This window comes from Bacillus sp. K2I17 (genome assembly GCF_002209985.1).
GTDB lineage: Bacteria > Bacillota > Bacilli > Bacillales > Bacillaceae_G > Bacillus_A > Bacillus_A wiedmannii.
Map to the genome: position 1 here is coordinate 1 of NZ_NJGF01000034.1, position 20280 is coordinate 20280.

Sequence of the window (20280 nt, forward strand, 5' to 3'; positions counted from 1 at the left end):
GGACAAAAGCAGATAAAATTGATTTTCAAATACTTCAAGGTTTTAGAAGTATTTACTTCTAAAAAAGGGATCCACCACACCTCTATCAAGCTAAAAAATATGTTACCCCCAAAATGAAAAAATATGTTAAATTCCCATAGATAACTATCTTATATTAATTACATAACATATTTTGTTATATAATAATATTTAGATATTGCGTTTGAAAGGGGGGATTCTTCCACAGGAAAAATGGTGGTTATAAAGTTATTAAGTGATATTTAAAAGAGCTTGGGAATTCCAGCTCTTTTTTATGAATTTAGCTGAGAATTATATCGTGAAAACAAGGAGTTTTAGTCTGTGCTTCTTCCTGAAGTTTTAAGTTTAGCACCTCATAATAACCCTAATTGGTGTTCAAAAAACGTATGGGGCGTTATCTGAAAGCCAAGGAGAGAATTTCTGTAAGCAACTTGATTATTATGTAAGGTTCTTAGGTGAGAATAATGGAATATTGTGATTTGATTTCATGATAAAAGAAATCATTTCCATGCGCTAGAGGTAAAGCTTTACATAATTTTACCGTATTAATCAATGAGGGGCTGCGGCTCTCTTTTTTTATTTTCTTTCGACAAAGTATGACAATATACAAATAACTTGTTTGCTAACATGAGGTGTGAAACCTTATATTCTAGCTTATATAACTAATACATACTGGGGGTAAAACAATGAAACAAAAATTACTTACAGCATTAACATGTAGTGCATTACTTGTGGGGATGGCAGCTTGTAGTTCAAACGAAAAGACTGCTACTGAAACAAAATCATCTGAACCTAACTACAAAAAAGAAGAAGCAAAACCTAAAGAAAAATTCGCCTTTCAAGATATGACTACAGATCAATACCTAAAAAACTACAATAAGATTAAAGATGAGTTAGCTGGTCAAGGGATTCAAATACTTCCTTTCAATCTTGAACTTGAAGAAGACACGAAAACTCATCGTTTTTATTACAAAAAAGCTGAAGATACTACATCAGAAGCAAAGTGGGTTAGTGTGAATCTAAGAAGAGACGGTAAAACGATTGATAGTATGCTATATAATGGAACGCCAGACATTAATACTATTAAAGCTATGATAAAAGCTACGGGATTAACATGGTCAGATAAACTAGACAAGATGGTTGAGGGAAAAGAATCAAATAAAGACAGCGAAAATATGATGGTTGATGGTGTAAGGATCTCTATATTCGGGAGTCCTACAGATATCAATGTTTCAATCGATGCTCCACCAAGTATTTAATATAAACATTAAGTAGCACTCGAAAGGGTGCTTTTATTATTCTAATTTTGGAAGTTATTATAAGGTATTCAAGACGTAAATTAAAAGATCTTCCTATCCCTAAAGAAATTATTGTAGAGAATTTAACGGATTACATAAAATTATTTATAGCAAATATATAAAAAAGAGCCAAACACCGCGTTATACGATGAATTTAAACAGGTAGAGAGCGAAGCGCGTAGTCAGAAAAAAGGGGTATGGGCAATCACTGAATATATAGTCCAAAGAGAAAGAGAATCATTTTACAATTTTGATAAAGTTAAAAAGAGCTTATAGATTGGAGTGTTTTAAAATTGTATAAGTTATTATATAGACTCTTTCCTAAATGGAAGGAGTTTTTATATGATAAAAAATATTAGATTTATTAACCTTTTATATCAAAGTTAAAATCATTTATATAACAAAATAGGAACCTATTATATTTCCTAATAGGTTCCTATTTTAAATACAAAAACTTCAAATGCATCGGATTATACTTCGAATCGTTTCCGTTTTCATAAAATCTTATAAAATTGAATTTTTTTTTATATTTTAGCTTGATGCTGATGAGATTCCATCATCCAATTTAGGATGAATATCTACTTTCGTTTGATAGGCGGTGCATAATAGTTAAAAGCTAAATCCAGCAAAGCACTTGCTTCTTGACGCAGTAACAGGTCTTTCGGACGGAACATAAAGGATCCGTCAGCATTAATGGAAGTATCAGGGTCTAGAATTCCTTGGGAGGCAAGTGCCTGAATCGATTGGACTGCCCAGTCATCTGCGGCATCAAGTAATTTAACTTTAATAGCTTTGTCAGGTTGAATCGTTTTCAAGTCTTGAATTTTCTTTACGTTTTGAATCATGGTTGCTGCGACCTGTCGGGTAATCGGAGTAGCACGGTTATACTCTGGAATTCCATTCATAATTTTTTCCCTTGCCTCTTTTGATTCGTCTGGAAAACCGTTCCATCCATGAGCAAGTAACAACGTATCCGCAAACTCTCCTTGTGTCATGGTTCCCATCGGATTGAATTGATTATCTATTTCAGCACCCATAATATTTAGGGCATGAAGATTATCAATGTGACTTCTATAGTTACTCTTTTGTGGAATGTCATCAAAAGATGGTTTGTTGTTAATTCTCTGGGCATCTGCTACAAAATCAAGGCTTTTAGGAGAATCGTAGTGAAAATATGTGATTTCTCCAGCTGAATTCTTTTTGAAAGCAACTTTGTTGCCTTCCGAATCTTCAAATAACAACGGATGAATCATTTTGAGAACTTGTTTTCCAGTTATTCCACCCTCCATGACTAAATTCCCATTTTCATAAGTAAAATGAGTGCGAATTGCAGCGAAACGCGTATTTTGGAATAAGCCCAAGTATTTATAAGCTTCTTTTTCCTCTAATGGGAGATAACTTGATTTTACTTCATTCTTCTTAGCAGGGAAATAGTGATCCATGAGAGCTTCATATACGTCTATACTCATCATCGAATCATTATTATAAGACATGAAGAACGCTGTTTTTTGTTCAGGCACTAAAATCATCAGTGATTGATGTCCAGGCATACTTCCTCCTTTCATTACAACGTGTTGACCGTTAGCAAATTTATTAAAAGGCGTTTCAAATCCAATTGTCGCAACAGGGTTGGTCTTATCATCAAAAACTTGATAGGCATGCATCATATCTATGCTTTTTTTACTTACAATTTCTTTGTCTTTAAACTTGCCTTTCTGTAGTTGCATAATCATGTATTTTGACATGTCTTCTGCAGTAGATAAAATGCCTCCTTGTGGTGTATCCCTTAAACCGCTCCCACTTGTTGGGATCGGTCCGCCAGTGGGACCATAATGTGTAGCCATTCTTTCTAGAAGTTCAGGCGTGAAGCTCATACTTGTAGAATTCATATCTAATGGTTTGAAAATATTCTTTTCCATATATTTGGAGAAAGGGATGTTAGTAACATTCTCTACTGCAAACCCTGCGAGCGCAAATGAGACGTTATCATACGTATAAACTTCCCCTGGTGGCCGTACCACCGTTGGCATATGTTTAGAGAAAAATTCCTTCATTGGTATACTATTCTCAATATCGATATATTCAGGTCCAGTTATATTTGAAAGGTCGGGAAAATCAAATCCGCTGGTATAAGTGAGCATATCAAACAGTGTTAGAGGTTTCCCTGTTTGATTAGGAATTTGTAATCCACCAAGATATTTTTGTACGTCTTGATCTAGTTTAATATTTCCTTTATCGACTTGTTGCATCACAGCCAAGGCAGTAAAAGTTTTTGAGACTGAAGCAATTTGAAAGACCGTGTCCTTAGTAACGGGAATTTTCTTTTCTTTATCAGCATATCCATACCCTTTATTAACAACAATCTTTCCATCATGAACGACAACAAAACTAGAACCATTCACATTATATTTCTTCATTTTTTCCTCAAATAATGGATCAGCAAAAGATTCTATTTCTTTTTTATCATTGGGTCCTTTCATCATTTCAATATTAGTTTTGGATACCGATGGTTTTGATGTTTCTCCTTCTATTGATTGTTGGGAACATGCAGAAATCATGGTTGAAGAAGAGAGAAGAATTGCAACGATCCCCAGTTTGTTAATTGCTTGTTTCATTTTTGAACGCTCCTTTATTTAATTAGGATTTTTTGTTAGCTCAACGAGTTAGCGACTCACTAGCTTATGAACAGAGTGTAGCAAGTGGCGAGTCATAGTAGATAGTGAACTTCTGTCATATTTATAAAGAAAAACAAAAATTGAGTGGATGAGGCTGTTTTGATAGTTATGTCATAAAAGTCATGACATTTTGACACTACCGTATGTGACAGAAAAACTCTTAGAATTAAGGAGCAGTTTATTACCCATTAATAATAAATGAGGAGGGGGAGCTTCATTGTGTATGTTAAAAAATAAAGAGGCGTGAAAGAGGAAACAGGCATGACCTATTTACGAAAAAAAACCAGTAACAAGAGTGTTTCAAGGATAAAAGTAACTTCTAGGGTTAACAGTTAACATACATGTGGAAATAGAGAGACTTACTTGGGACAGAACGGAGTTTGTAAAAATAATAATTATGAATATGATTACGAATTCAATTCTGGCTTTTAGTCATTGGTGGAGATAATAGCTGTGTGATTAATACGAAACAGCAAGCAACTAACTATGCAATATAAATAGAGGAGAGGAATACTTTATGAAAACACATAGCCAAATTACATCTTCAAGTCTAGCACTTTTAATAGTTGGAAGTACTGTATTATATACAACACCAACTTCAATTGTAAAAGCAGAGACCACGCAGAATGTATCCAGTTCGTTACAAACAAGTACCCAACGTGATCGTACTTCTGTTAAGCAAGTAATGCGGGATACACTACAACTTGGATACCCTGGAATACTTGCTAAAATTTATAAGGGTGGAAAAACGTGGAGTTATACCGCTGGGATAGCGGATCTGAGAACCAAGAAGCCGATGAAAGCAGATTTTCGCTTTCGCATTGGCAGTACGACAAAGACATTCACTGCAACAGTGCTACTTCAATTAGCTGGAGAAAACCGCTTGAATTTAGATGACTCTATTGAAAAATGGTTGCCTGGTGTCATTCAAGGAAACGGATATGATAGTAACCAAATTACGATCCGGCAGATATTAAATCATACAAGTGGTATTGCTGACTACATAAAGTCACAAGACTTTGATATGAAAGATACAAAAAAAGCGTATACGGCTGAAGAACTCGTAAATATGGGGATTTCTCTTCCCCCAGACTCTGCTCCGGGAAAGGGTTGGTCTTATTCAAACACAGGATACATATTACTGGGTATGCTTATTGAAAAGGTAACTGGAAACAGCTATGCAGAAGAATTTGAAAATCGAATTATTGAACCACTTGACTTATCGAATACATTTTCACCTGGTAATTCAACGGTTATTCCAGGCACTAAGCACGCCCGTGGATATGTAAGATATGACGGAGAAAGTGGGCTAAAAGACGTTACTTATTTTAACCCAAGTATAGCTAGCTCGGCTGGGGATATGATTTCTACTGCAGACGATTTAAACAAATTTTTCTCTTACTTACTCAGTGGCAAATTACTGAAGGAACAGCAACTAAAACAAATGCTTACTACAGTTCCTACAGGAATAGAAGGAATCGATGGATATGGTCTTGGAATCTATGAAACTAAACTTCATAACGGTATCTCGATATGGGGACACGCAGGCGGTGTTCCAGGGTTTTCTACTTTTGCTGGAGGCACACTTGGAGGCAAGCATTTATTGGCTATCAATTTGAATGGCCATAAAACTAGTCATAGTAATTCTGATCCTTTTAAAAATATTTTACTTGCTGAATTTAACAAGTAGGTAAGAAGGAAAACCGGATAAAAACAGCTTACTCTAAAAAATGAATAAGCAAGGTCTTAAGTTGTTAGGCATGAAGGGCCGCCATGTCGCCATCAAACTAGGGTTTTAAAGTATCCTCTAAACAAAGATTTGTTTCTCTATAGGTAGTCACCTTGAGATGTCAGTTCCTTTTTTTATTTGATGAGTGTGGGGAGTATCCATCGCTACCAACTTAAGGAATCTTAAAACTCGTAATCAAGTAGCAAAAAACGTATTCCTTTCTAATATAGATTAACTATGTGAAAAGTGACTAACTTGAGCATTAAGCTCATGAAATGAATAACCAAATAACCTACTTCTATTATTTTTAGATTGAAGGTTATTTGGTTCTATATTTACATAAATGAATTAAGGATTTCTTAAGAACCTATTAAGAAATAAGTGAGTTTTAGGAATTAGAATAAATGTATCTTAACAGTAGTAAGAGTTAATTGTTTAAACGGAAGTCTTTATAGCATGTCAAAAATTAATAAAGAGGTATTTCAGGAGGTTTTTATGAAAAAGAAAATAATTTTTGCAATTGTTGCTTCTACTATAACATTGACTAATTTTGTAGGAAATACTTATGCAGATTTGAAAATAGAAGCTTCTGTTACAGCTTCCTACAATACAAATCAAATAGTGAAATGGTTGGAAGCACATGCAAAGCCTTTAAAAACAACTAATCCAACTGCACCGATTAATGATTTAAAACCATTTAACAATATAGTAGGATCAGCTTCAATAGTAGGTTTAGGTGAAGCTACGCATGGAGCTCATGAAGTTTTTACGATGAAACACCGTATTGTTAATTATTTAGTATCTGAAAAGGGCTTTACCAACTTAGTTGTAGAAGAGGGGTGGGACAGAGCTTTGGAACTTGATCGATATGTTCTTACTGGTAAGGGAAACCCAAGCCAACATCTATCATCTGTATTTAAAACGAAAGAAATGTTAGATTTACTTGATTGGATTCGGCAATATAATGCCGATCCAAAACATAAATCTAAAGTACGTGTCATTGGGATGGATATTCAATCAGTAAATGAGAATGTTTATAATAATATAATAGAGTATATAAAAAGAAACAATCCCAATCTTGCGTCTAGAGTAGAAGAGAAGACAAAAGGTCTTATTCCTGTAACGAAGGATATAGATACCTTTGGCAGTCTTACGAAAGAAGAAAAGGAAAAGTATATTTCAGACTCTAAACAAATTGTTGCTTTATTAGAACAACATAAAAGTTATTTAAATGGAAACTCCACAGAGTTCGCATGGATAAAGCAAAATGCTCGTATTATTGAACAATTTACCACAATGTTAGCATCATATCCTGATAAACTATCAGATTTTTATTTGAAACATGATATTGCAATGTATGAAAATGCGAAGTGGACTGAAGAACATTTAGGAAAAACCATTGTATGGGGCCATAATGGACATGTCTCGAAAACAAATATGATTCCTTTTATATACCCTAAAGTAGCTGGGCAGCATTTAGCAGAATACTATGGAAAACGGTATGTATCTATTGGAACATCAGTTTATGAAGGTCAATACAATGTCTATAATAGTGACGGTGAATTTGGCCCATATGGAACATTAAAATCAGATGATCCAAACAGTTATAACTACATCTTTGGACAAGTTAAAAAAAATCAATTTTTTATTGATTTACGTAAGGCAAACGTGGTGACAAAAACTTGGTTAAACGAACAACATCCAATTTTTGCTGGGATAACTACCGAAGGGCCTGATATACCAAAAAATGTTGATATATCATTAGGTAAATCGTTTGATATACTTGTTCAAATTCAAAAAGTGAGTCCATCTCAACTACATCATTAAGAATTTCTTAAAATCTAATACTATGTATTATTTAGTAGATAAAATGAGGGACCAAGGAAATTATAAATATGATGCATGAAAACAAGGAATTGATTATGACACTTCGTTTCTTTCAGGAATCCTTATTTTAAGGATTCCTTCTTTGTATTAAAAAATCTGCAAAGAAAAAAGATAAAATCGGGAGCACAATCTTATCTTTAGCATAACGAGTATGTGGCTCGTTAGCGTATGAACAGAGTGAAGCAAACCACTAGTCATAGTCGATAGTGAACTTCTGTCATATTTATAAAAAAACAAATAAATTGAGTGGATAAGACTATATTAATAGTTATGTCATACAAACCATGACATTTTGACACTACCGTATGTGACAGAAAAATACTTAGAATTAAAAAGTAGCTTTTAACGCATTAGCAATGAATGAGGAGGAAAGATTTTAATGACAAAAGCATCAGCTCAAAAAACTTTGCAAGATTTTTATTTCTTGTTATTTACCTTTGTATCCGGATTCTTTTACTTTTGTTTCTATCTAGTCAGCATTACATTTGCATTAGTAATGACGATTATCTTTTTGGGTATTCCCTTGTTGTCATGGGTGCTACAAACAACTCATACGTTTATTCAGTATGAACGTATTCAGACGAAAGTTTATACTGATATATCGATAGATTTATTCGAACCAAGAATAAGAGAGGCGGGAAATAAATGGATTAAAGCGAGAGATACAATCCTTAATAATAGCAACTGGAGGGCTATTTTTTGGCTCATGCAGAAATTTTTTGTCGGAATAATGAGTCTTATATGTGCTGTTTTACTGTATGTAATGCCACTAATATGTATTGTTACCCCCTTACTTTTTCGATATTTTAATATATACTTATTGGGCATTGCTGTGAATTCATGGGAGACAGCAATTTTTGTCATGATTGTTGGTTTCATTCTCATCTGGATACATAATCTTATTGGAAATTGCTTAGTTCGAATTATTGGAATGTATACGCGTTCCATGTTTAAAGCTATAAAGGAGTGATAATTTGTTTAAGACTTTGAAACTATGGTTTTGGTATGATTGGGCCTTAATTTGTATACGTTTTATTGTTTGGCTATCATTGATATCAGCCACTATTCAACAACAAGATTATTTGACCGTACCACTTTGGATCATAATTCTTTGGGAAGTCGTTTCATTTTCAGTACCTTGGATTTGTTTAATGTTCAGTTATCGCTATTATTTGTTTACTGAAATAATATTATTTGGCGGAGTGTGTTTCTATTTAACTTTATTATTTCCATCAGCGTATCTTGCTTTTTTAATGCCAACTTTTATGATTGCAGCAAATAGCGCTCATAAATCTTACCGCTGGTCGGGTCCTATCACAATTGTTTTGTTCCCGTTGCTCATTACTATATTTTCCAAAGTAACAGAATTATGGGTAATCATCCTACAACTCAGTTTAGCTTTTGCTATGGGTTCTTTCTTTCGTTTGCTGGCTATTAATTACCGTCAAAGTGAAACCATTCGGAACCAGAAACGTGTATTAGAACAATATGTATCCCAAGTTGAGCGGATTACATTACTGGAGGAACGTGATAGGCTCTCAAAAGACTTACATGATACAATGGGACATTCCTATACTTCAATTATTATGGGTATGGAAACATTACGTACGGAATTAAAGACTAAAGAAGGAGAGCAACAGCTTGATTCATTATTAAAATTGGCCCGTAATAGTATGGAAGAAGTAAGGCTGTATTTGCATCAAATGGATTTATCACAAGAGTCGCTCCCCTTACCTATCACATTACAACAATTGACAGAGGAATTTAAGAAACATGCAAAGGTCAATGTACGTACTCGAATAATAGGGGAAGAGTATATGGTCTCCAAACAATCAAAAATGACGCTATATCGGAGTTTGCAGGAATCACTAACAAATGCTGTTCGCCATGGGCATTCCACAGAAATCACTGTGTCACTCCACTTTGAACCACAACAGATAAGATTGGATGTACAGGATAATGGATGCGGGGAAGAAGAGTGGAAGGATGGTTTTGGATTAACTGCAATGAAAGAGCGCGTGAGTCAGTCGCAAGGAAGAGTCATTGTTTATTCTAAGAAAGGGGAAGGGACTTTAATTTCATGTGTATTACCAAAACAAGTACAACTGTCTAGTGAACAAATCCGCTTGTGTATTGTCGATGATCATTCTTTTATTCGAGAAAGTCTTCATACGATTTTGGATGGTCAGGAGGATTTACAAGTAGTGGGAATGGCTGAAGATGGAGACAGGGCTGTGGAACTGTGTGAAAGATTGAAACCAGATGTAGTATTAATGGATTTAGAGATGCCCAATCTGAATGGAATTAACACGACAAAAATGATTAAGAAAAAATGGCCGGACATTCGTGTACTCATTCTGTCAACATTTCAGGATACAGAAAAGGTAAAGGAAATCATACGAAATGGTGCGGATGGATATTTGTTGAAATCCATAGATTCGCGTGAATTAGCCGAATCAATTCGCCTAGTCAATCGGGGAGGTACGCTCATTAATCATGACTTGTTGCATAGAATGTGGGAAGAAACTAAAGAAATAGAACCTTTTGCATCAAAATCAGATGGAAAAGAGTATGGCTTAACAAAACGCGAACTAGAGATTTTGAAACTGTTATCACAAGGCAGCCGTTATAAAACAATAGCTTCGACACTTTACTTATCAAACGGAACAGTAAGAAATTACGCTTCCAATCTCTATGAGAAGCTGGGAGTCAAAAATCGAGAAGAAGCCGTGCAAAAAGCAAAAGAAATAGGATTACTTTTGTAAGAGGGAACGTAGTCGACTGTTAGGATACGTGAACAATTCTCTATTTAAGAGCTACATTTTAAAAAGTGTAATTTGAATGTCTCTATAGGGGATTATTTCGCTTTGATGAAGGAAATATGGGGGACTATCACTATTGATGTGAAGAAAAGATAGTTGGCATACGAATAAAGTTACAACTGTTAGCTTCTAGAATTTCTTATGTAATCCGATACGGGGTTGAATTGGATTCAATTCAATAGGATAAAGATCACAGGTTAATATATTCCTAATCATTTAAAGGGAAGGGGATGTGATTGAGATGGATAATACATATAATGAAAAGATACATACATCGATTAAACAATTGTTTAAAAAGTTTTCACCACAAGCTCCGGGCTTTGCATATATAGCTAGTTTCGATAGCGGAGTAACTTATAAAGGTGCATTTGGCTTAGCTTCTATAGAGAAGAATCTACCCATAACTACAAAAGTCATTTTTAATATCGCTTCAGTTTCTAAACAATTTACTGCGTTTTCTATATTACTCTTAGAACAAGAGGGGAAATTGAGTTTAGATGATTCAATTGTAAAGTTTGTCCCTTTTATAGGAGCATATGCTGAACCAGTAACATTGAGACACCTAATTCATCACACTGGTGGACTAGTTGATTATATGGAATTAGCTGAAGCAGCAAATATTAAATATACTGATACATTAACTGTGGGAGAATCGCTAGAACACCTTAAAAGTCATCAAATTGAAAGGTTCCCAGTTGGAACAAAATTTGAGTATAGTAATACAGGATATTTCTTATTATCACAAGTGATAGAGAAGGTAAGTGGCAAGTCTCTACGTCAGTTTACAAAGGATCATATTTTTGACCCTTTAAATATGAGGGCTACAACAATTGTGGATTACTACCCAACTACTATATCAATTGCAAGCGGATATTCGAAGAATGAGCAAGGAACATATGAAATCTATGAAAGCCCTTGGGAACATACAGGGGATGGAGCAGTTCATACAACAGTTGAAGACCTAGTAAAATGGGGAGAGAATTTAACTACAGGTACGGTTGGTGGAAAAGACCTTGTTAAACGAATGAGCGAAATGGGTTCGAAAATCTCTCCAACTGGAGAGGGAATTATTGAAAAAGAAGATTATGCTTTTGGACTTAAGGTTAAAGAAGGTTTTAACTGTCGATACTTGGAACATTCCGGACGTTGGGCAGGTTATAGTTCACACTTCATTTGGTTTCCTGAAGAATATTTGACTGTTGCGGTACTAAGTAACTATGATGAATTTGACTCTAAAAAATATGCTAATGAAATAGCTAAAATTGTTTTAGAAAAGTAAAAGATAGACTTAGCTAAAAAATAGAGTTGTACTTTTAATTTTCAGAATAATAATTATAATTGTTGTGGTAAGATTAAAAATCGGGTATCCTTGCATTCTTATTAAATCAAAATGAGAATGCAAGGATACTATAAATATAAAATTTTACTTTTGAAGGTAATTGCTTTTCTTAGTTTGATGGGCATGTGATAATAGCCCCATAATAGTTCATAATCATTTAGTTTACATAACCTACCTTATAGGTGTTTGTAAACTAAAGAGTGTAGTGAATCTCAAATGGAAAAGAATACTTATGTTATTGAGATGGAAGAGAAATTTAGAAGTTATATTTTGAAAGCTGTATTAATATCACATTTAGCAGAATGATCAGCTAAACCAAGTACAATATAAAAGCACTAAAGGAAACACTCTATTTCGACATCATAAACAATCAAGTTTTGTAAAAAATACAATCTATTTAGTGTTAAGCAATTAAAGTTAATTGTTTTGCATTTCATCATATATATATGATGAATATGTCCTATAATCATTATTAATATGTATAGTGGAATGTATCTGAAACTAAATGATACTGAGACTGATGAAAGGGTAAAGTGAATGACGTATTTTGTTAGAGGAGCATAAAAGTTAATAAGAAGGAGTAAAAACAAACTCCCCACAACTTCGCACGAAATACCAATTTTACGAACAATAAGATAGATAAATAACAATCTAATACAGTATTTAGGGATTTTAAGCTCGTTAGCATGAATCTCTTTATATTGGTATGTGTCTATATAATTCATGCTTTATATAGAAATCATTAAATGCTAAGTTAGTCATTAATATTTTTTATAGTAAATTACATTTTAATTTATAAGATTTTTTCTTAAGTTCATCTAATTAACCCCTCATAATCATGCTTAAATTAGCCAATTCATGTTAGATAACGAATTTTAAACTGTTTTCATATATTGATTATTTGTATGAATTTTTATATATAAATTGTTTTATTTTACATACATTTATATGTAGTTTTTACACTAATTTTTATGGTTTTATACAAATTTATCACTTAGTTAGCTATAATTTTCATTTGACTAACTACACTATACCATTCAATTTCGAGTATATTTTAGCATCCCATAATATAATTATGTAAATAAGTCTGTGTAAAAATTGAATTTAACGCGAACTTGTGTTCGTGTGCCTTTTCTGTTATAGTATATATGAGGTGATTTTTATGGATTACAGTAAACAACGTCAAAAATCCGTACATCGTAAGAAATTATACGAGAATTTAAATGAAATGCCCTTTTACATAGAAGAATTTGTGGAGTACAAAGAATTGCATGATGCCTCTCCCTCCACCCTACTGAATTATGTATATGATTTTAGAGTCTTCTTTAATTGGCTAATATCTGAACAAATTATTGAATTTAAGCCCATTAAAGACATATCCTTCTCTGATTTGGAGAATTTAAAGAAAAAAGATGTTGAGAACTTTATGAGGTTTCTAAAACTACAACAAAACATGCAGAATTCCTCTGTTAACAGAAAAATTTCGGCCTTAAAATCTTTATTTAAGTACCTTACCTCCCTATCAGAGAATGAAGATGGAGAATGTTATTTTTATAGAAATGTAATGGCTAAAATAGAAATACATAAAGATAAAGAAACATTAAATGCCCGTGCAAAACGTATGAGATCTAAGATATTTCATAATGATGACGATCAAGAATTTTTGAATTACGTTAAGTACGAACATGAAAAATCTTTAACAAAACATCAGTTGTTCTATTTCCTAAGAGATAAAGATCGTGATGTAGCTATCCTCTCCCTCTTTCTTGGTAGTGGTATTCGTGTAAGTGAATTAGCGGATCTTCGTATGGAGGATATAAACCTAAAAGAAAGACTAATTGATGTAATCCGCAAAGGAAATAAAGAAGATTCAGTATGGATTACCCCCATTGCATTGAATGATCTTGAAAAATATATGGAAATTAGAGATAACAAATATGCTCCAGGAACAGAATTAAAAAATGTATTTTTATCGAAGTATAAATATACTGCACAGCCACTTTCGGTTAGAGCTATCCAAGATATAGTAGAAAAATATACTAAGTCTTATGGTAAAAGAATGTCTCCTCATAAATTAAGACACACGTTGGCAAATAAATTATATATGGAAGAAAAAGACTCGTTACAAGTCATGCAGCAACTTGGGCATACCAGTCAAGATACAGCTTTGTTATATACACAACTTGGGGAAACAACTATTAAAGATAGCTTGGGAAGAATAGGAAAGAGTAAAAAATAAAAGTTCAGTAATGAAAAATTACTGAACTTTTATTTTTTGCCATCACACTAAGATAAGGGTTCAAAAGCTATTTATCATTCGTTTTAAAAGAGATTTTATTGTGTAAAAAATACATAGTTTAAAACCACCTTTAACTGGTATATAAAATTCTCTCTTAATAGATATTTTATAAATTAAAATTAGTCGTAAGAATAATCAATTCCATCTTTAGATGTCGTTGTATCTTGTTTAACTTCTTCTTACACCATATACATATAATTAGTTTTCATAGATTTATATTTTGATAGCAACCTTGAAAAATTTGTAATTCAGAATTAAAATAATAAATAAGGAGTTGTTAACTTTATTAAATAATTTGGTACTATTTGAATAATATTAAATATGAAAGGTGATTTTAATGAATTCAGAGTCGTTTGTGTTTGCGTTAGGACTTGCTGTAGTGTTTGGATTATTATATTCCAGTATTGTAGCTGCTATAATTGGAGGAGCAGCAGGATTCATAATCGGAAAATATTCCAAGAAACAAAAGTGAATAAAAATAAAATAGCCCTAAAAAGGCTATTTTATTTTTATTCACTTTTGTTTTTCTATAAAGTATTCCTCTAAACTATTCTTTTTAAATAATCCATTTTGTAACCAATAGTTATATTCAAAATGTTCATTATTATAAGTGGAAATAGTTTGTTTTAAATATTGAAATAAGTTTTCTTGTTGTTCAGTAGGTGATAAAAAAACATTTTGTGAAAGGACCTTTTTTGACAGATTTATAATACTATCAACCTTCCCCTTGTATGAATTTTCCACTGTATTTAAAAACGTTTCTTGTCCAATTATTGTAGCTCCCATAGCACTAAATACTTTGTTCATGTAATTAATAACGTATTTTGCCCCGTTACTTTCTGCAGAAGCCAAAAGTATAATTGGTTTACTGGCTAATTTAAAAATATGAGCCCAATAAGAGATTCTGTCAATTAGATTTTTCATGTCTCCAGAAACATTATGTGAATAAACAGGACTGACTAGAAAAAGAAGATCTGCTTCTAGTAACTCCTTTTTTATTAAGTTAGTATCGTCATTCATTAAAGAATCAGAAGGACAAATTCCGTGATTGAAACAACTTTTACATCCCGTTGGAGGGAGTACATTATGTGTGAGAGGTGTAATAAGTGTTATATTAATTCGATGATCCAAACTCCTTTTTAGTTCTGTCAATAAGTTCTCTGTAATTGTAACAGTACGACTGTTGTTATTCCTTGAAGCAACGTAAGCTACTACTTTTTTCATAAAATCCCCTCATTTATAATTGCGATTTGTTTAAAAAGGATGAGTTTTAATAATCAGTTTTAGGAAGAGTATAGAATATCCAGAAAAACAAACAAATATTCGAACCGATAATTACAAATATATCAGTTATACTTAACGATAGATCAGCTATTTTTATAGGTAAGGTATATATGGGCAACACCATAATCCCCTCTTTTAATATAGAAGGCAAACCAGGAATATTTAAAATTGCTCCAATGATACTTGGTGTGAGTACAATTGTAAAGAATGCAATTATAAGAAGATTCATAGGCTTTTTATAGAAAATAGAAATTAATAAAAATAAAAGGGTGTAAAAAATCCCAAATAAAAAATAATGAAATAATGTGTTGCAAACAATTTGTACATTGAATCCTTGATGGTTTAATACATCATTTATCCATAGCAAGGATATACAACCGATGCCAAATAGAATTGAGATAACTGTTATAATGATTAGCCTTGTATAAAGGAACAAATGTCTATTCTGTTTATTTGTAAAAATTAACTGTATAGTCCCATAGTATAAATCTATTGAAACAACTTTCACACAAAATATAGCTAATGCAAGAACAGCGATAGTTGAGTAGAGACCCGAAACATTATGTGCATGAAATGGACCATTTAAGGAGTAAATGGAATAGACTATTCCACCTCCAAAAATAAATGATGCAATAATAGCTAGATAAAGGTATACAGTACTTATATTTCTAAATAATTCCACCCTAATATAGCTTGAAAAGTTCATATTACTCAGCTCCTATATTCTTAAAGTAAAATTCTTCTAAAGTATCTTTTTTTACATCTATATCTTGAGGGTAAATATTTTTTTCCCCTAACTTTTCTAATAATATTTTTAAATCTTTATCGGTAGTCAATGAAATTGTATTTGACGTCTTCTCTACTAATCCAAAATAGGATAAAATCTTAGTTGCCTCAATAATTATTTCTTGATTAAAAGTAAATTTAATAGTCTTTTCAGGAGTAATTGAGCTAGAATATTCATTTATAATCTGTCCTTTGTTAATTAGGTAAACCCGATCGCTAATATCCGCTACATCATCTAAAATATGACTAGATAAGAGAACCCCTATATTTTTTTTCTTTGTTAACCCTTTTATATATTTTAAGATACTTTTAATCCCATTAGGATCCATTCCATTAGTTGGTTCATCTAATATTAAATAATTTGGATTGTTTAACAAAGCTAAAGCAATTCCCAGCCTTTGCTTCATCCCTAAGGAATAATCTTTTACTTTTTTAGATAAATAATTCTCCATTTGAAGAGAATGTATAATTTCTTCAATATTATTATCTTTATCACTATATAACTGACTAAAATATTTCAAATTATAGTAACCACTTTTATTAGGAAAATATTTTGGTTTTTCAATTAAGCTACCTATTTGAGTATATTCTTCTTGAGAGAATTTGATTTCACCATTATACTGTACAATGAGTCCTGAGATAATTTTCATTAATGTAGTTTTTCCCGCCCCGTTAGGACCAACTAACCCAACTATTTCACCATTTTTAATATTCATGTTTATAGAGTCTAAGACTCTTTCTCTTTTATTAAAGTTTTTTGATAAATTAGTAATTTCAATGCTCAAAAGATATCTTCCCTTCATATAATTATTACTTAAATGTCTAAAGATAATATACATGGGATTTTATTATTCTTATATCTAAGTAAAGTATAAGCAATTCCAAATTTCCCAAGCATAAAGTTGTTAATAGGTAAAGAGTTTTTTATCCCAGATTGATATCCAAACTTAGTAAGATTATCTATATAACTAGAAAATGTAGCATCAATAAAATGGCTTAAAGTTTCGCATTTTTTATATTTGTTGATTTCTATTAAAATATCTAAGTTACCAAATACTCCATGACATAAACTACTATCATGAGAATCAGAAAATCCATCTTGAAGGGTTTTACGAATGCTACATGTTAAATCTTTATCTAGTAAATCACTTATACCTAGGTATTGTATTGTTTTCATTCTAGCTAATGAAATGCCTGGAGCGCCATGACACCAGTATACTGATTCAGTATTAATAAATTCTCTTAAGTCTGTCCAGTTATTATCATTAGAATTAAAATAAAGATTTTCTTGTTTAATGATTTTATATGCTTCATTACTAATTCCGTAGTCATTATTTATTTCATATAATGATGCTAAAGATAATGAAATTCCAGCACGCCCATGGGCAAGGCCATTTAAAAACTCTGTTTTCTCTTTATAAACGGAAATCATTAATTCAGCGAACTCGTTTGCTTTTTTATAGAAAATCTCATCACCATATGCCCTGTAACAATTTGTTAGAAATACTATCATTCCAGATAATCCACCAATAAAATCTATGTTTATATCTTTTTTGTATGTTATATTTAAATTTTTTACACCATCTAGTAATTTATGGTAGTACTCAGGTTTTTGTGTAGTATTATAAAATCTTGCGTATAAATAAAGGTAGGATCCAATTCCATGAAATACTGAATGTGAATCTATTTTACTTAGCTCTATATCAGTAACTAATCCTTTAAGCCCCATTTCAGCATATTGTAAATATTTTTTATTATTACTATACGAAGCTAATTCTAATAAGAAAAGAAGTAATCCCGCACCATCATATAGACAATAATTAAGAGGACCTATATAAACCTTTTTGTTATCTGTTACTTCATGTATCATCCACGTACAAGTATCTTTATAGATAATAGCTGTATCAATCAATTCATCTCCAACTTCTTTTAAAATACTATCAATTTCTGTATTTTTAAAGCCTAGAATTTTATTTCCATGAATATTTCTAAGGTTATTACTTCCATCAGTGACCATTGACATTTTTATGTAGTATACTTGCTTTTCTTTATCTTTAATACCCATATTTTTCAATCTATTAAGGACTAAATCGATAGGGCAGTCTTGAAAATAATCTTCTATTACACTCATTTCATTGCAGTACAGGCTTTTACTTGTTAACGGTTGAGTAAAATAAGGGATATCATGGCTAAGTAAAGCTGATATTTCTGATTCAGCTTGTTTTACTTCTGTAAAGGAAGTGCCTTTTTTGAATCTATTAAATAGCATTTTTACTGTTTCGGTTTTGCGAAGGTAAGTGGGATGCGTAGAAGCATCTAAAAACTTTGCATATACACTCGTAGCTCGCGGGATATGTCTTACCTGAATTTTATTTACTAGATTTGAATGGCACATTTCTGTAATTCTATGTTTGTTTTTTAAAATACTATCATATCCATGAGAAAATCCATTCTCAATAATATTAAGAAAGTCAAAAGGATTAGCTACTTTATTATGTAACATGACCTTATTATTTTCTTTATTTAATGGAGATGGCTGCTTTATTAATCGAATATTATCTGTCCCTGCATCTTCTATAACATAAGATAACCATACGTTTGATTCGGCTTCTTTTGTAGATAATGCAGAAATATCCACATCAAATGGTGAAAATTTATAGTTTACCGGTAGAATCATTGTTCCTAAGACGGAGTTAGTTATAGATTCTAGGAAAGTATACATTAAAGATTCTTTTTCTTCGTCACGATGAATTTTTTTATTAGCGACTATAGTTTCTAGATCAAGTATAAAAGGATATTCCCCAGAGGCCATAATATTTTCATAATGGATATCATCTGTTTTAAGAAGATAAAAAACGGATAAGTATATTCCCATTCTATAATAATAATTTGAAAGTTCTTCTGTTTTTGTACATGGTTTGTGATATATGAAACCCTGCCATCCATGATCATCTACAGTAAATAGCGGGATTTCTGGCATATCAATATTAATATCTTCTTTTAAAACATTTAAAATTTCATAAAACCATTGATCAGTATATAAATTATGAGGTTTATATACTAACCTCCCACAATTAGTTTGAAGGATAGTTACCGACTTACCTTGATTATGAGAATCGCCATGGCTAAATTCAATCCCATGTATGGTATGAATTTTATTGTCTATATGTTGCTTTAATTTAGATTTGTCATTCGAAAAATGTTGGAAAATCTTTTCAATTAATTCTATTTTAAATTGAATTCTTTGTTGAATTAATTCGTTTAGGTGTTCATATTTATCTAATATTGATGTGATATAATTTGAATCTTTTAATGATTTAATGTAATTTTTAAAGTGGTGGTCTTGGACATTTACTTCATTGTCATCTTTAGTTAAATGGAATTCATATAATAAAGTTCTGAATGAGATTCTATTTAATTCATATAATAAGGAATTTATAATATCATTAAGAATTATTTCCTTTTCGTTTATATGTTCTATGTATGTATTAAGCAAATTTTCAATTATATCTTCTAGATCCAGTAAAATTGGTCTATAAAAATCCCCAAAAATATTCTCATATTCTTTTATGTTTTTCTCTATAATTTTTTTGTACAAAGTTTTCCCTCCTAATAAATAGATTGTTTCGATTTAACCATCGAAACAATCTATTTTGCTACTTACTACCTATTTATTACTTATTGCATGATTTTGAACATGCAGATGTTGGACATGGAGATTGCGCGGTTGCTCCAATAATTGCACTAATTGCAGTAGTAATAGCTGGAGTTCCTGCACCGCTACTTTTTCCTGAGAGATGTTCTTCAAGCTCTGATTCTGGGATAAGTCCTGTGATTTTTTCTAATTTTTGTTCTTTCATCACGATTCATCATTTCCTTTCCAAGTTAAAATAGAATTAATTAATACATAAATTATTGTTCTTATATTATGTATTAAAATTATTTATTGCATGATTTTGAACATGCAGATGTTGGACATGGAGATTGTGCAGTTGCTGCAATAATTGCACTAATTGCAGTAGTAATAGCTGGAGTCCCTGCACCGCTACTTTCTCCTGAAAGATGTTCTTCAAGCTCTGATTCTGGGATAAGTCCTGTGATTTTTTCTAATTTTTCCTCTTTTAACATTTGTTTCACCCCCTT

15 protein-coding genes are annotated in these 20280 nt (G+C 31.9%); 8 read left to right on the forward strand and 7 right to left on the reverse strand.

The features are described 5' to 3' along the window. Positions 1 to 704 precede the first annotated feature (704 nt). Positions 705 to 1277, forward strand: coding sequence for a hypothetical protein (locus CER22_RS25080; protein ID WP_088609882.1), 573 nt, complete (start codon positions 705 to 707; stop codon positions 1275 to 1277). 617 nt (positions 1278 to 1894) lie between these two features. Here CER22_RS25080 and CER22_RS25090 read toward each other — a convergent pair. After that, positions 1895 to 3931 carry a serine hydrolase gene (locus CER22_RS25090; RefSeq protein WP_088609883.1) on the reverse strand — a complete coding sequence of 679 codons (2037 nt, stop codon included), beginning with the start codon at positions 3929 to 3931 and terminating at the stop codon, positions 1895 to 1897. 577 nt (positions 3932 to 4508) lie between these two features. Here CER22_RS25090 and CER22_RS25095 point away from each other — a divergent pair. The 7 genes from CER22_RS25095 (at position 4509) to CER22_RS33805 (ending at position 14539) form a co-directional block, all read left to right on the forward strand. Further along, positions 4509 to 5681 carry a serine hydrolase domain-containing protein gene (locus tag CER22_RS25095; RefSeq protein ID WP_088609884.1) on the forward strand — a complete coding sequence of 391 codons (1173 nt, stop codon included), beginning with the start codon at positions 4509 to 4511 and terminating at the stop codon, positions 5679 to 5681. 534 nt (positions 5682 to 6215) lie between these two features. Further along, positions 6216 to 7547, forward strand: coding sequence for an erythromycin esterase family protein (locus CER22_RS25100; RefSeq protein ID WP_088609885.1), 1332 nt, complete (start codon positions 6216 to 6218; stop codon positions 7545 to 7547). A 439-nt stretch (positions 7548 to 7986) separates the two neighbouring features. Further along, a complete protein-coding gene (locus tag CER22_RS25105) occupies positions 7987 to 8577 on the forward strand; it encodes a sensor domain-containing protein (protein ID WP_088609886.1) in 591 nt (196 codons plus the stop codon). Positions 8578 to 8581: 4 nt separating this feature from the next. Beyond that, complete coding sequence (locus CER22_RS25110) at positions 8582 to 10372, forward strand: helix-turn-helix transcriptional regulator (RefSeq protein WP_088609887.1); 1791 nt, start codon at positions 8582 to 8584, stop codon at positions 10370 to 10372. Between the two features lie 298 nt (positions 10373 to 10670). Further along, on the forward strand, positions 10671 to 11708 hold the full coding sequence (locus CER22_RS25115) for a serine hydrolase domain-containing protein (protein ID WP_088609888.1): 1038 nt from the start codon (positions 10671 to 10673) through the stop codon (positions 11706 to 11708). 1222 nt (positions 11709 to 12930) lie between these two features. Then, the gene (xerS, locus tag CER22_RS25125) at positions 12931 to 14007 is read left to right on the forward strand and encodes a tyrosine recombinase XerS (protein ID WP_088609890.1); all 1077 of its coding nucleotides are present in this window, start codon (positions 12931 to 12933) and stop codon (positions 14005 to 14007) included. A 397-nt stretch (positions 14008 to 14404) separates the two neighbouring features. Continuing rightward, entirely contained in the window at positions 14405 to 14539 is a 135-nt protein-coding gene (locus CER22_RS33805; protein ID WP_256943736.1) for a hypothetical protein, read from the forward strand. Positions 14540 to 14580: 41 nt separating this feature from the next. Here CER22_RS33805 and CER22_RS25130 read toward each other — a convergent pair whose 3' ends face one another. The 6 genes from CER22_RS25130 to CER22_RS25155 form a co-directional block, all read right to left on the reverse strand. After that, positions 14581 to 15291: a flavodoxin family protein gene (locus CER22_RS25130; protein WP_088609891.1), complete on the reverse strand. Its 711-nt coding sequence runs from the start codon at positions 15289 to 15291 to the stop codon at positions 14581 to 14583. 46 nt (positions 15292 to 15337) lie between these two features. Continuing rightward, positions 15338 to 16057, reverse strand: coding sequence for a hypothetical protein (locus CER22_RS25135; RefSeq protein ID WP_088609892.1), 720 nt, complete (start codon positions 16055 to 16057; stop codon positions 15338 to 15340). A gap of 1 nt (position 16058) precedes the next feature. Beyond that, a complete protein-coding gene (locus CER22_RS25140; RefSeq protein WP_179211934.1) occupies positions 16059 to 16922 on the reverse strand; it encodes an ATP-binding cassette domain-containing protein in 864 nt (287 codons plus the stop codon). 29 nt (positions 16923 to 16951) lie between these two features. After that, positions 16952 to 19735 (reverse strand): type 2 lanthipeptide synthetase LanM family protein, encoded by a 2784-nt coding sequence (locus CER22_RS25145; RefSeq protein WP_179211935.1) that lies wholly within the window; start codon positions 19733 to 19735, stop codon positions 16952 to 16954. A 76-nt stretch (positions 19736 to 19811) separates the two neighbouring features. Continuing rightward, positions 19812 to 19997: a class II lanthipeptide, LchA2/BrtA2 family gene (locus CER22_RS25150; RefSeq protein WP_142293558.1), complete on the reverse strand. Its 186-nt coding sequence runs from the start codon at positions 19995 to 19997 to the stop codon at positions 19812 to 19814. A 79-nt stretch (positions 19998 to 20076) separates the two neighbouring features. Next, entirely contained in the window at positions 20077 to 20265 is a 189-nt protein-coding gene (locus CER22_RS25155) for a class II lanthipeptide, LchA2/BrtA2 family (RefSeq protein WP_065211595.1), read from the reverse strand. Positions 20266 to 20280: the final 15 nt, after the last annotated feature.